This window comes from Bacteroides sp. DH3716P, assembly GCF_025914115.1.
Classification (GTDB): Bacteria; Bacteroidota; Bacteroidia; order Bacteroidales; family Bacteroidaceae; genus Bacteroides; species Bacteroides ovatus.
The window spans coordinates 4,771,948-4,787,099 of sequence record NZ_CP083673.1; the positions used below are offsets into that span (position 1 = coordinate 4,771,948).

Annotated in this window: 10 protein-coding genes; 6 read left to right on the top strand and 4 right to left on the bottom strand. The window is 43.4% G+C overall.

Annotated elements, in window-relative coordinates; translation table 11 throughout:
* Positions 1–4: 4 nt before the first annotated feature.
* Positions 5–3,133 carry a SusC/RagA family TonB-linked outer membrane protein gene (locus KQP79_RS17970; protein WP_008774623.1) on the bottom strand — a complete coding sequence of 1,043 codons (3,129 nt, stop codon included), beginning with the start codon at positions 3,131–3,133 and terminating at the stop codon, positions 5–7.
* Positions 3,134–3,290: 157 nt separating this feature from the next.
* Here KQP79_RS17970 and KQP79_RS17975 point away from each other — a divergent pair, with 157 nt between their 5' ends.
* From KQP79_RS17975 to bioD, 6 genes are all read left to right on the top strand, one after another.
* A complete protein-coding gene (locus tag KQP79_RS17975) occupies positions 3,291–4,400 on the top strand; it encodes a DUF4421 domain-containing protein (RefSeq protein WP_004311216.1) in 1,110 nt (369 codons plus the stop codon).
* A 92-nt stretch (positions 4,401–4,492) separates the two neighbouring features.
* Positions 4,493–6,907 (top strand): adenosylmethionine--8-amino-7-oxononanoate transaminase, encoded by a 2,415-nt coding sequence (gene bioA / locus KQP79_RS17980; protein WP_004311217.1) that lies wholly within the window; start codon positions 4,493–4,495, stop codon positions 6,905–6,907.
* 221 nt (positions 6,908–7,128) lie between these two features.
* Entirely contained in the window at positions 7,129–8,283 is a 1,155-nt protein-coding gene (locus tag KQP79_RS17985) for an 8-amino-7-oxononanoate synthase (protein WP_061448369.1), read from the top strand.
* Positions 8,280–8,942: a DUF452 family protein gene (locus tag KQP79_RS17990; RefSeq protein ID WP_004297134.1), complete on the top strand. Its 663-nt coding sequence runs from the start codon at positions 8,280–8,282 to the stop codon at positions 8,940–8,942. Before KQP79_RS17985 ends, KQP79_RS17990 begins: the two co-directional genes overlap by 4 nt.
* A gap of 64 nt (positions 8,943–9,006) precedes the next feature.
* Positions 9,007–9,861, top strand: a complete 855-nt coding sequence (gene bioC, locus KQP79_RS17995; protein WP_004311218.1) for a malonyl-ACP O-methyltransferase BioC — start codon at positions 9,007–9,009, stop codon at positions 9,859–9,861.
* Entirely contained in the window at positions 9,858–10,511 is a 654-nt protein-coding gene (gene bioD, locus KQP79_RS18000; protein ID WP_004297136.1) for a dethiobiotin synthase, read from the top strand. Before bioC ends, bioD begins: the two co-directional genes overlap by 4 nt.
* Before the next feature lie 105 nt (positions 10,512–10,616).
* On the opposite strand, the gene KQP79_RS18005 is transcribed toward bioD, so the two are convergent.
* The 3 genes from KQP79_RS18005 to accC form a co-directional block, all read right to left on the bottom strand.
* On the bottom strand, positions 10,617–12,974 hold the full coding sequence (locus tag KQP79_RS18005) for a PAS domain-containing protein (protein ID WP_004297137.1): 2,358 nt from the start codon (positions 12,972–12,974) through the stop codon (positions 10,617–10,619).
* An 88-nt stretch (positions 12,975–13,062) separates the two neighbouring features.
* Positions 13,063–13,587, bottom strand: a complete 525-nt coding sequence (locus KQP79_RS18010; protein WP_004297139.1) for a biotin/lipoyl-containing protein — start codon at positions 13,585–13,587, stop codon at positions 13,063–13,065.
* Positions 13,588–13,616: 29 nt separating this feature from the next.
* Positions 13,617–15,128, bottom strand: coding sequence for an acetyl-CoA carboxylase biotin carboxylase subunit (accC, locus tag KQP79_RS18015; protein WP_004304129.1), 1,512 nt, complete (start codon positions 15,126–15,128; stop codon positions 13,617–13,619).
* Positions 15,129–15,152: the final 24 nt, after the last annotated feature.

Sequence of the window (15,152 nt, forward strand, 5' to 3'; positions counted from 1 at the left end):
GAATTTAGAAAGAAACGTTAATACCTCCGGAGATCGTTCGCATAGCCGGATAACGATAATAAGTAATACCGGTAATTCCCTGTTCTGGGTCTAGTCCCTGATTCCGGTGAATGGTAAACAGATTATCTCCTTGTACATATACCTGCACACTGCTCAATGATAACTTACTAATCCATTGTTTGGGTAAGTTATAGGAAAGAGTCAGATTTTTCAATCGCATATACGAGTTATTCTGCAAGAAACGGGTAGAAGCCGAATTCCAGTCATTAGAGGTAGTACTCAAGGCCGGGACATCTGTATAGCGATTGTCGGGAGTCCATCTTTTTAGAATCTCTGTCGACCAGTCACGTCCTTCCAGACTTCCGTTGTGCAGAATCATTGTTATATCACGATTGTAGATATATCCACCGATACTGTAAGCAAAGATGGCAGAAAGATCAAATCCTTTCCAGGAAAGAGAGGTATTAAATCCACCATACACCTTCGGGAGAGACGATTTATTGATGTAATAATAGTCAGCCGAATCGTAATCGTTTGTTGTCACACGTTTTCCGGTCGGATTCTTATTTGCATCCACCTCATCCTTATACCACAGCGGATCTCCATTTTCCGGATCTACTCCCGCCCACTCTATCATATAGAAATCATACACCGAACGACCTACCTGCAACTTGTTCACACCACTTCGCGGCATATCTTTCAATGGGAGGTCTGTCACCTTATTTTTATAGTGTGTCAAGTTCATACCCAGTTTCCATACCCAACCATTCTGATTGATAATCGTTCCGTTAAGCACCATTTCTATACCTGTATTCTTCAAGGCTCCTACATTCTCGTCAATAGAACCGTATCCCAGGGAAGGAGCTAGCGGACGTGAATAAAGCAGGTCTTTCGAACGACGTGTAAAGAAATCAAACGAACCGGAAAAACGGTTATTGAACAGGGAGAAGTCGATACCTACATTAAAGTTGAGGTTTGTTTCCCATTTCAGATTCGGAGTTGCCATACGGTCGGACACTAACGCATTTTCTCCCAAATTGGAAACAATGGTATAAAGTCCTTTACTTGCATAATAAGTACCCAGGTTGTCATTTCCCTGCGCACCATAGCTCATTTTCAGAGTCAAGGCAGACAACCAGTCGGAAGTACTTGCCATAAACTCTTCCCGGTCGATACGCCAAGAAGTACCCAACGACCAGAAATTTCCCCAGCGGGTCTCCGGCGCAAAACGTGAAGAACCGTCGCGACGATAGGATGCCGAGAAGAAATATTTATTTTGATAGTCGTATAATGCTTGAGTCAGATAACCCACCAACGCATAGTCGATGCGATACCCCGAACCTCCGGTCAACTGTGAACCGACTACCAGCTCCGGCATATCAGGCTGCGCCATTTTGGAACGTGATGCCGTCAGTTCATCGTAGCGGTAAGAATAGGCCTCCACACCGGCAAGAACATTAAAATGATGTTCACCAATTGTCTTGTCATACGTAACAATATTATTCCATGTCCAAGAGAAAGTACGGGTATTCATTCGGCTGACGCCGCCGCCGTTTTCTTTAGCCGGGCCTAACTTCGGATTCGTATAATCCAATGTATTATAATTAATCAAGTCAAAGTTAAAACTTGTCTTGAATTTCAATCCTTCAATAATCGTAGCTTCCAGAAAAGTACGACCGGAGACTTCATCTTTCATTCGTTCCGATTTATCCAAAGGCAAAGTAGCCGGAAGGTTCCAGTTTGCCATCGAACCGGAAGGACGATAGGAACCGAAGTCATAAATACGGTCTCCACTCTCATCCAATTTGTAGCTACCATCCGTATTCATTTCATAAATGGGATAGAATCCCGGCATGGTACGTCCTGCGGTAATCACATTACTGGTTTTGGAGTCGGATGAAACTGGATAGTTCTGCATGGAATGTGCGAAACTCAAATTGACGCCTCCTTTCAACCAGGAAGTCATCTCGCTGGTGATATTGGAACGGAGATTGAAACGCTGGTAACCGGATTCGAGTGCAATACCTTTATCATTCAGGTATCCGGCAGAAAAGAAATACTGATTCGCTTTTCCACCTCCGGAAACACTTAGATTTAACTCTGTGCGAAGTGCCTGTTGCTCCATGGCGTCACTCCAGTCAGAATTCCATAACGGACGGGCACCTGCCACCAGCTTTCCATCTGTACCGACCGGTTGCGCATATTGAGGACCATAGGGGTTCGGGCCACCTCCCATTAATTTCGTTACCAAGTCTTTGGATGCTTGCGTGGCGGCAGTTGCCGGAGTATAATCCGCACTCTTGGCATACTGATTGCGAAGTGCTTCCCAATATAATTCAAAATATTGGTCGGTACTGACACGATCATAATCACGCACGGCACGGTTGGAACCTCCTAAGGAAGCTTTCACCTTTACCGTTGCTTTGGTATTTTGATCTCCCTGCTTGGTGGTGATAATAATCACTCCATTCGCACCACGGGAACCGTACAAAGCAGCAGAGGCCGCATCTTTCAATACTGTCATCGAAGATATGTCATCCGGATTGATAGAGTTCACACTACCATCAAACGGTACACCGTCCACTACATAAAGCGGAGCGCTGGAAGCGTTGATAGACCCGATACCACGAATACGGATTTCCGCATCCGTACCCGGCTGCCCACTTGCCGCACTTGCCTGTACTCCGGATACCGTACCCTCTAATACACGTGATATGCTGGAAGTCTGTAACTTTTCAATCTCACCTGCTTTCATCGTCGAAGCTGCTCCGGTAAAACTATACTTTTTAGCGGTAGCATAAGCTACTACCATTACTTCTTCCAGTTCCTTACTTTCCGATTCCAACGTGACATTAATCACACTCCGGTTATTCACCGGTTGTTCTACTGTTCTCATTCCTACAAAACGGAACACTAAAGTACCGGTAGCAGGAACCTCAATCGAATACTTTCCATCAATATCGGTAATGGTGCCGGAAGATGCTCCTTTCAATTGTACGGAGACACCAGGCAAAGGTTCTCCTTCAGAAGTCACCGTGCCTGTCACGCGTTTCTCCTGCTGTGCTTCCGCATATACTATATTTCCTACAAAAAGCAGAAGAGACACGACTAATAAACGTAAATAGATTCTCATAATTTTGTGGCTTAAGATTTATTTGCTTGTTGTAACTAACAGTACATTGAACTTTTTTGTTTAGGAAACGAAACATTTTTTAGAAGATTGCTAGTATAAATCAACGAAAGATAGTACATTCGTGAAACTAAAAATATCTATACCAACAAAGAACCACATGGGGAAACGGGTTATTCTATATCTTTTTCTGTTATTTTCACTGTCCTTACAGGCGCAGACTGAAGAGAAAGTCTCTTTAGGCAACGATAGTACAGAAGTAGATTCCACAACAACCACCAAGCCAAGTGCTTTTAAAAGAGCGATCAAGAAGTTTATGAACTTCAGTGATTTCGATACGCTCTATATCAGTCCCAACCGTTATAACTATGCGCTGATGGTTACTCATTTCAGCAACTTTGAGTATTATTCTATCACCAGTGAATTGCCGCAGCCACAGAAACTTAGTTTTTCTCCCAACCCGCACAACAAGATAGGATTGTATTTCGGCTGGCGATGGATTTTCCTGGGATGGTCTGTAGATGTGAACGATATTTTCAAAAAAGGTACCCGAAAGAACAGAGGAACAGAATTCGATCTTAGCCTATACAGTTCCAAACTGGGTGTGGATATCTTCTATCGCCGCACTGGTAATGATTACAAAATACATAAAATCAGAGGATTTTCAGACGATATCCCCTCTAACTATTCCGAAGATTTCAGCGGAATAAAGGTAGATATCAAAGGACTGAATCTATATTATATCTTCAATAACCGTAAATTCTCCTATCCTGCCGCATTCAGTCAGTCCACTAATCAACGACGCAATGCAGGTACATTTATTGCAGGTTTTTCCATTTCAAAGCATCATCTCGACTTCGACTATACAGCACTTCCGGGATTTATCCAGGAGGCGATGAATCCTGCCATGAAAGTCAAGAATATTAAATACACCAATGCCAATATCAGTTTCGGCTACGCCTACAACTGGGTCTTTACCCGCAACTGTCTGGCATGCCTGTCTCTCACCCCTGCCATTGCCTACAAAGCTTCCGATGTGGACGCAGAAACAAATGAAGCAAAAGCATGGTACGGTAAATTCAATCTGGATTTTCTGGTTCGGGCAGGGATTGTCTACAACACAGGCAAGTATTACGTAGGTACTTCTTTTGTTGGAAAAAACTACAATTATCATCGCAACAATTTCTCTGTCGACAATGGATTCGGTACTCTCCAAATATATGCCGGATTCAACTTCAACACCCGCAAAGAATACAGGAAAAAGAAATAATTCCACAGAAACTAGAAATCATCAACTTGCTTGCTTATCCAAAGAATCTTTGTACATTTGCCACGTTCTAACGAACAAAAGTAAAAAAATCAATGAAGCAACAACGCCACATACAGACCACACGCACTCTTCTTTCCCGCTTTCGCTACTGGGGAAGAAAGAACTATGCTGCCTTTGCAAGTATGGGACGCGAATTCCAAATCGGTCATCTGCATACCAATGTAGTAGACGTTGCTCTTCGTAAGCAGAATGCTGCACAAACTATCCCTTATCATACATTTATGACACTTCAGGAAATCAAAGACCAAGTGTTGGCGGGTATCGACATATCACCCGACCAAGCAGCTTGGCTAGCCAACATGGCTGACAGCGAGGCGCTTTATGCCGCCGCGCATGAGATTACCGTCGCACGTGCTTCGCACGAATTCGACATGTGTTCCATCATCAACGCCAAGTCCGGCCGATGCCCGGAAAACTGCAAATGGTGTGCACAATCCTCCCACTACCAGACCAAAGCCGAGATTTACGATCTCCTCCCCGCTGAAGAATGTCTCCGACAGGCCCAATACAACGAAGCCCAGGACGTCAACCGATTCTCCCTCGTTACCAGCGGACGAAAACCATCTCCCAAACAGATTACCCAACTTTGCGATACAGTCCGTTATATGCGTCGACATTCGTCGATTCAACTTTGTGCTTCTCTGGGACTGCTCAATGAAGAAGAATTGCGTTCCCTGCATGAAGCGGGAATCACCCGTTATCACTGTAATCTGGAAACTGCCCCGTCTTATTTTTCCAAACTCTGCTCTACGCATACGCAAGAACAGAAACTGGCTACTCTCGATGCAGCCCGTCGTGTAGGCATGGATATCTGTTGCGGAGGTATCATCGGCATGGGAGAAACGATGGAACAACGGATTGAATTTGCTTTCACATTGGCAGAACTGAATGTTCAATCCATACCTATCAACCTGCTTAGTCCGATTCCGGGAACTCCACTGGAAAACGAGCAGCCTCTAAGCGAAGAAGAAATACTTAAAACCATCGCACTCTTTCGTTTTATCAATCCGACCGCTTTTCTGCGTTTTGCCGGAGGACGTTCACAACTTTCTTCCGAAGCGATGCACAAGGCATTATATATCGGAATTAACTCGGCTATCGTAGGCGACCTATTGACAACACTCGGCTCCAAAGTATCGGAAGACAAAAAGATGATTCAGGAAGAAGGCTATCATTTCGCCGATTCCCAATTTGATCGCGAGCACATCTGGCATCCGTATACTTCGACTACCGATCCGCTTCCTGTCTACAAAGTAAAACGGGCAGACGGCGCTACCATTACCCTCGAAGACGGACGAACGCTCATTGACGGAATGTCTTCCTGGTGGTGTGCAGTGCATGGATATAATCATCCGGTATTAAATCAGGCGGCAAAAGAACAATTAGATAAAATGTCTCATGTCATGTTCGGAGGACTGACGCATGATCCGGCCATTGAACTGGGGAAACTGTTATTGCCTTTGGTTCCTTCCTCCATGCAGAAAATATTCTATGCAGACTCCGGTTCGGTAGCCGTAGAAGTGGCACTGAAAATGGCTGTACAATATTGGTATGCAGCAGGAAAACCGGAAAAGAACAATTTCGTGACTATCCGTTCCGGCTATCACGGTGATACGTGGAATGCCATGTCTGTATGTGATCCGGTGACGGGTATGCACAGTCTTTTCGGTTCGGCATTGCCTGTACGTTATTTTGTCCCGTCCCCCACTTCCCGGTTCGACGGAGAATGGAATCCGAAAGATATACTACCTCTACAAGAGATGATTGAAAAACATTCAAAAGAGTTAGCGGCGCTTATTCTGGAACCGGTGGTACAGGGAGCAGGCGGGATGTGGTTTTATCATCCGCAGTACCTGCGCGAAGCAGAAAAGCTTTGCCGGAAGCACGATATTCTTCTTATTTTCGATGAGATAGCAACGGGATTCGGACGAACCGGTAAACTTTTTGCTTGGGAACATGCCGGAGTAGAACCGGATATAATGTGTATCGGTAAAGCACTGACCGGAGGATATATGACACTTTCTGCTGTATTGACCAGCAACCGGATAGCAGATACAATCTCTAACCACACACCGGGAGCTTTTATGCACGGACCTACATTTATGGGGAATCCACTTGCGTGTGCAGTGGCTTGCGCTTCCGTTCGCCTGCTGCTCGAATCCGGTTGGCAAGAGAATGTGAAGCGAATCGAAACTCAACTGAAAGAAGAACTGGCTCCTGCACGGGAATTTCCGGAAGTGGCTGATGTACGAATACTCGGAGCCATCGGAGTCATTGAGATGAAACGTCCGGTAAATATGGCCTATATGCAACGAAGATTTGTGGAAGAAAGAATCTGGGTACGTCCCTTTGGCAAGCTGGTATATCTGATGCCGCCTTTCATCATCACTTCGGAACAATTAAGCAAACTGACTTCCGGCTTACTTAAAGTTATTCAAAAAAGATGACAGATAAGAAGAATATTACCAGATTTTCACCCAAGAATCTGTTCCTCGGTGAGCAAAAGGGTGTTCCTCGGTGAGGAACGGGCCTTTCCTCACCGAGGAAGGATGCCTTGGTCGGTGAGAAACTTTCGGGATACTTCTTTAGACAATAAACATCTTATAGACAACTGATTACGCTTTCAACCATCCATATATCGAATACTTATTACTTAAAACAATAATTCATGACATTAGAACATATAAACCAGGAACTCCAGACCTTGAAAGAGAAAAAGAACTACCGTTCTCTCCCACCGCTAATTCACGAAGGACGAGATGTTCTGCTGAACGGACAACGAATGTTGAACCTATCTTCTAATGATTATCTCGGGCTGTCCAATGACATTTCATTGAGGAAGGAATTCTTAAAAACACTCACCCCTGAAACATTCCTGCCTACTTCCTCCTCTTCCCGGTTACTGACCGGCAATTTTAGTGACTATCAGAAGTTGGAGCAACAGCTAGCCACGATGTTCGGAACGGAAAGTGCACTTATATTCAATAGTGGTTATCATGCCAATACAGGAATACTTCCTGCCATTTGCAATACTCACACACTGATTCTTGCCGACAAGCTAGTGCATGCAAGCCTGATAGACGGAATTAAATTATCATCAGCTAAATGTATTCGGTATCGTCACAATGATATTTCCCAGTTGCAACGACTGATTGCTGAAAATCATAACGCTTATGAGCAGCTTATTATTGTTACCGAAAGTATCTTCAGCATGGATGGCGATGAAGCTGATCTTCCCGCTCTCATTCAACTCAAAAAGAGTTATTCCAATGTTCTTCTTTATGTAGATGAGGCTCATGCTTTTGGTATACGAGGAAAAAAAGGATTAGGATGTGCCGAAGAACAGGACTGTATCAACGATATAGACTTTTTAGTAGGAACATTCGGAAAAGCCATTGCTTCGGCAGGTGCCTATATTGTCTGTCGGCAACTCATTCGGGAATATCTTATTAATAAAATGCGCACGTTTATATTCACCACCGCACTTCCTCCTATCAATATCCAGTGGACTTCGTGGATGTTAGAACGCCTTTCAGCTTTACAACATAAGAGGGCTCACCTGCTACAAATCAGTGAAAAGCTAAAGGTAGCCCTTACAGCCAAAGGATATAATTGCCCATCGGTGAGCCATATTGTACCTATGATTATAGGAGCCAGTGAAGATACCATATTGAAAGCAGAAGAACTCCAGCGCAAAGGATTCTATGCATTGCCCGTCCGTCCGCCTACCGTACCCGACGGAACTTCACGTATCCGTTTTTCACTGACAGCGGACATCACTGAACATGAAATTGACCAACTCATCAAATTGATAAACGAATGAAGCAGCATTTTATCATAAAGAATAATCAGAAGCATCTATTGCTTTTCTTCGCCGGTTGGGGGATGGACGAAACTCCTTTCCTGACCATTCATCCTACAGATAAGGACTGGATGATTTGCTATGATTACCGTTCATTAGCATTTGATACCGACTTATTAGAAACCTATTCCCAGATTACACTTATCGCCTGGTCGATGGGAGTCTGGGCAGCTTCGCAAATCATGAAGCAGTACCCACATCTGCCTGTCTCCCAAAGTATCGCCATCAACGGCACCCTCTACCCCATACACGAAACCAAAGGTATCGCTCACTCTATTTTCGATGGCACACTTCAAGGGCTGAATGAACAAACCTTGCAAAAATTTCAAAGAAGAATGTGTGGTTCAATAGCTGACTATAAAACTTTTCAAACCATATCCCCCCAGCGTCCGATGGAAGAACTCAAAGAAGAACTTGCCGCTATACAACAACAATATTTATCATTGCCGCCCTCTGATTTTAAATGGCAAAAAGCTATCATAGGAAAAGGCGACCGCATTTTCCTCCCGGATAACCAATATTTGGCATGGGAAAACCAAGTGGACTCTCTTGAACAAGTGGAAGCGGCACATTACCAACAAGAGCTTTTTAACACGATACTCATGCAGCCGGAGAACTGATGCATCCATCATTTTAAAATAAAGTGATTATCAAGTATATCAGCCTATTAAATAAATATTGATTATGAATAAACGACTAATCGCAGAACGTTTTTCAAAAGCTATCACTACCTATCCAAAGGAAGCAAACGTGCAACGGCAAATAGCAGGTAAAATGATTCGTTTGCTTACAGAACACATACCTTCTCCCTGTTCGAAAGTAATTGAATTTGGCTGCGGAACCGGTATTTACTCCCGTATGCTGCTCCAAGCCCTCCGTCCGGAAGAGTTATTACTTAATGACCTTTGCCCCGATATGAAATATTGCTGTGAGGACTTATTAATGAAGAAGCAGGTTTCTTTTCTTCCGGGAGATGCCGAAACAGTCTCTTTCCCCACCGAAAGTACATTGATAACTTCCTGCTCCGCCTTGCAATGGTTCGAATCACCAGAAAACTTTTTCGAAAGGTGTAATACCCTACTCAATAATCAGGGTTATTTTGCTTTTAGCACTTTTGGAAAAGAAAACATGAAAGAAATACGCGAACTTACCGGCAACGGACTTCCTTATCGTTCACGGGAAGAGCTCGAAGTAGCTTTGTCACCCCATTTTGACATACTGTATTCAGAAGAAGAGCTTATCCCGCTTTCGTTCGAAGACCCGATAAAAGTACTATATCACTTGAAGCAAACCGGAGTCAATGGCTTATCAACGCAATCCTCTCCTACCGGAAAACAAGAGAACGATTTGTGTTCATCAGACAACAATTCAAAGAATAATTCAAGAACTAATTCTAAGAACAATCTCCCCCAACAACAGTGGACTCGTCGTGACTTGCAACTCTTCTGTGAACGTTACACGCAGGAATTTACTCAGGGCACTTCTGTGTCCTTAACATATCACCCTATTTATATCATCGCAAAAAAGAAAAAAGTATGAAACAGAATGTATATTTCGTAAGCGGTATCGACACTGATGCCGGAAAAAGCTATGCCACCGGCTTTCTAGCTCGTGAATGGAACAAGAACGGGCATCGCACCATCACCCAGAAATTTATTCAAACGGGAAATGTAGGTCATTCCGAAGATATTGACCTACATCGGCAAATCATGGGAATCCCTTTCACCAAAGAAGACCAAGAGGGACTAACCATGCCGGAGATTTTCTCTTATCCCGCCTCTCCGCATCTTGCTTCCCAGCTGGATAACCGCCCCATCGACTTTGATAAAATAAAACGTGCGACCGAAGAATTGAGTGAACGGTATGACTCTGTTTTACTTGAAGGAGCAGGCGGCCTTATGGTTCCCCTGACAACTGAACTTTTAACCATTGACTACATCGTCCAAGAAAAATATCCGCTTATCTTTGTTACTTCGGGCAAACTGGGGAGTATCAATCATACCCTGCTTAGTCTCGAAGCAATACAAAAACGCGGCATTGTACTAGATACCGTATTATATAATTTATATCCTACCGTAGAAGACAAGACGATTCAGAATGATACAATGGAATTTATCCGGACCTGGCTGAAAAAGTATTTTCCGGAAACGAAGTTTATACTGGTTCCGGAAATAAAAAAGAATCTATAGAAAAGTAATCACCGACTACTTTCACTCAACAACAATCGTACTCTTTTGTGGATTATGGCTATCATAAGTAACTTTCACCGGATACATATAGCCATAATCCTTTTTTTAAACAGTAGTCGAATATTTATCTAAAGCCTTTCTCAATGTTCTTTCCGAAATCGGTTTGGTCACAAAGTCATTACAACCCATCTCCAATGCCAATTCTTTATCCGCCTCAAAAGCATAAGCCGTCAAAGCAATGATTGGAATTTCTTTAGAATAAGAGCGGATAATATGGGTTGCTTCCAGTCCATCCATACGCGGCATTTTTACATCCATCAGGATTAAGTCCGGTTGGTACTGCTTATACATTTCGATAGCTTCCACTCCGTCTTTAGCCCAAAGCAATGTATATTCCCTGCCAATCAGATTCTTCAGCAAGATAAAATTGCTCTCCACATCTTCTGCTACCAGAATCTTCTTAATCTGTTGTACACGATTGACTGTATTTCCTTTAGATACCACTTTCGACTCTTTAAAGAATTTACCATGCTCTCCGGTTTCTTCATAAGGGATCGTGAAATAGAATGTGGAGCCTTTACCCAGTTCGGAAGTCACCCCTATTTCTCCACCGATTTTTTCGATAATCATCCGACAGATAGACAGACCTAATCCTGTCCCTTGGGCAAAAGAGTTCAGTTTGACAAAACGCTCGAAGATATGATCTACCTTTTCCGGTTCTATCCCTATTCCTGTATCCTTTACATACACACGAATATCTTTATCCATTCGTCCAAAACCAAAACGGATCTCTCCTTCATAGGTAAACTTACTTGCATTAGTCAGGAAATTCGTTATCACCTGCATGATACGGTTCTGATCTCCCTCCATGAGCAAATCCTCCTCCTCATTATCAAAGACAAGAGTTACCCCTTCTTTCACACGTTCTTTATGAACAGTATAAATTGTTCGGCAGACCTCTCCCAGATTCATTGGACGTTTGATATATTCCAGTGTCCCGGCTTCTATCTTCGATAAATCCAGAATATCATTAATCAATTGCAACAAAATATCCGAATTCTGATTGATTATATCCGAATAGAGTTTTTTCTCTTCAGCAGTTTCGGCAGAAGGCAATAACTGGGAGAATCCTACAATAGCATTCAGCGGAGTCCGGATCTCATGGCTCATGTTAGCAAGGAAAGCGCTTTTCAATCTGTCGGATTGCTCCGCTTTAATCCTTGCCCTAATCAGTTCCTGCTCAATATTCTGAAGATTAGTAATATCCCATGAAATGCCAATCAGCAACGGTTTACGTCCCTCCATCGGTACAAGTGCTTTCAAAGTCTGCACGATACGCGCTTCTCCATTAGCGGACAAATAAGTTTCCTGCATATCAATGCGCTTATGAGTCTGAAGTAATTCTAAATCATCTTTACGGAATTTCTCCGCATCTCCATGCACCGGAAATATTTCATAATCCGTATGCCCGATAGCTTTAGACGCCGGAATACCTGAATGATCGGCAAATGCCTTATTCCAATACAAATATCTAAAATCATCTTCCGGGTCCTTCACACACAAATAGACCGGAATATTATTTAAAATACCATCCAACAATAAATTCAGTTCGCGGAGTTCATCCCGTTTCTTGATAACATCAGTAATATCCTGCGTAAAGAACCAAATGAGTTCCTGATTATTTTCACGAATCAGAAAAGCAGATACCTGATGTACTCTCTCCTTCGTATGCCCGTAAGGTATATAAGCCGCCCGATAAGCAAAGCTACCATCGTTATCACGAATTTCCTGCAATCTTTTTTCCCACGCCCCCCTGTCGGTCATAGAGACACGCAAATCATATACTTTTTGTGTACCCAACTCTTGCGTTACACCGTATTCTTCTATAAATTGCTTATTCGCATAAACCAGCGTTCCATCTCCCGCCACAGCAAGAATGCTGTCACTCACCTTATCGAGCACACTTTTAAAAACTTCCAACTGCCTTTGGGTAGCTACTCGTTCCGTTATATCACGACACATAATCAGCACGTATTCCTCATCCAACGGAAAAATACGGTTCTCGTAATAATGGCGTTCACCATTAAAATCCAGTTCGTGATGTGCAGTTGAAACAGTTCCGGTGGTGATAGCATGACGCATATTGGAGTGAATATTCTGATATGCTTCCGGTGGAACCATATCCTGCATACGCATCCCTCTAAAATCCTTGTTTGATATTCCTACATGGTTGGTTTCCTCATTGGAAACAACTTCAATACCTACCTCACTCTGATTGAAGACAGTCAGCATATCGGGAAGAGAGTCTAGTATTCTAACAGCATATTTTTCTTTAAAACTAACAGGACGATCGTTATATTTCTCATCCCTAAGGGTAGAAAGTTCTTTTCTAAGCTGCTCGTTTTCTTTTTTAAGTGCTTCTAACTGTTCTAATAATGCTTCTTTGCTTTGTTCGATACTCATAATGTAACGGTGTAAATACGTACTTATCTGCCAAAAGTAAATATTTTTTTGAATAAAAGCACGTATTTACCCCGTTTTTTTCAAAGAATTACTCAATTACCATAATCCGGTCGTTCAATCCCACCTTCATGCCATCTTCCACGAATACTTCTTTCACAACTCCATCCGTCACCGAACGTATCTCATTCTCCATTTTCATCGCCACCAATACACAAAGCGGATCACCCCGCTTCACGAGATCTCCTTTCTTTACATACGTCTTCAGGATAACTCCCGGCATCGGTGCCTGTACCACCTGACGCCCTACGGATTCAGCAGCAGTGCGGGCATTATGTATCTTCTCCATTTCTCCCTGCAATTCAATCTGATAAAGCTCCCCTTTATTCATAATCGTATATGAATTATTGGAAGAAGGAGAAATCTGCACTCCATGCGAGTGGTGATCAATGATGATCGAATGGATAGAGTCGCCACCCATGTTATAATCGACCTCATATATCTTACCATTGACTGCAATCTTCTTGATTGGTCCGTCCTCCAGAATCTCCACCTTATATTCACTGTCCGGCATATCCTGGAGCTTGGCGTAATATGTAGCTAATGTTGTACCCATAATCTGTTCCGTTATTTATTAGTCTCAAATCAATAATTATTAGCAGTCATCTGCAATTTACCATAATACTTCCAGAGTGATTCTCCTACTACCGGGAGTGTTGTTGCACGGGAAGCCGCTTCTTTCTCACGCTCGTAATGTCGCACTGCGGCAGCAATGACAGCCACTGTCGGATCTGTATTCTGACGACGTTTCAGGTCTTCCTTATCGAAGCGTGTATCAATAAACGTCGTGTCATATTCACCTTTCAGGAAAGCTGCGTTCTTCAATACACGTTGATGGAAAGGAATCGTTGTCTTAATTCCCAGAATCTTATACTCGCGCAAAGCACGTGCCATATTGGAAATGGCCGATGCACGGGTACGCCCCCAACAACATAGCTTGGCAATCATCGGGTCATAATGCAGAGAGACTTCAAATCCGGCATAAGCGGCACTGTCAAGACGCAGGTTACGTCCCTCGGGAGCTTCACGGACAGTAATCACACCGGGAGAGGGCATGAAGTTATTCTCCGGATCTTCGGCGTAAATACGACATTCGATCGCTGCTCCGCTAAACTCAATATCATCCTGTTTGTAAGGTAATGGATTTCCGGCAGCAACAGTTATCATATCCCGTACCAAGTCAACGCCTGTGCACTCCTCCGTCACAGGATGCTCTACCTGCAAACGGGTATTCATCTCGAGAAAATAGAAGTTCTGGTCCTTATCCATCATAAACTCCAATGTCCCGGCACTGTAATAACCTATTTTTTTACAGGCTTCCACGGCTACCTTCAACATCTTCTTTCTCGTCTCCTCTTTCACAAAAGGAGAAGGACTTTCTTCTATCACCTTTTGGTTACGACGCTGAATGGAACATTCACGTTCATACAGATGAACGACATTTCCATACTTATCTCCCATGATCTGAACTTCGATATGATGCGGATTCTCAATATATTTTTCAATATAAACCGCATCATTGCCAAAGGATGTCCCTGCTTCGGATTGCGACAAACGGAGAGCAGTTTCCACCTCTTCTTCCGTACGTACCAGACGCATACCTTTTCCTCCACCTCCCGCAAGTGCTTTCAGCATAATGGGATAGCCAACTTCATTAGCTACCTTCTTCACTTCATCAATGCCCTGTACGGGTGTTTCGGTTCCGGGCACAATAGGCAATCCTGCTTCCCGCATAATCTTACGGGCCTCCGTCTTGATTCCCATTTTGGAAATAATATCCGCACTCGGTCCGATAAAAATCACTCCCTCTTCTTCGCAACGGCGGGCAAAATCCGCATTCTCCGACAGGAAACCATATCCCGGATGAATAGCGGCTCCGGTCTTTTTGGCAATGGACAATATCAATTCCGGCTTTAGGTAGGAGGTATCTTCGGGCGATTCGGAGATGCAATAGGCTTCTTCCGCATAACGCACGTGCAAAGCTCCGCGGTCTACATGGGTATAAACAGCCACTGTCGAGATATTCATCACCCGACAAGTCCGAAAGATGCGCATCGCTATCTCACCCCGGTTGGCTACTAATATTTTTTTTATCATAATCTTTTTCTTTTTAGAAGTCAA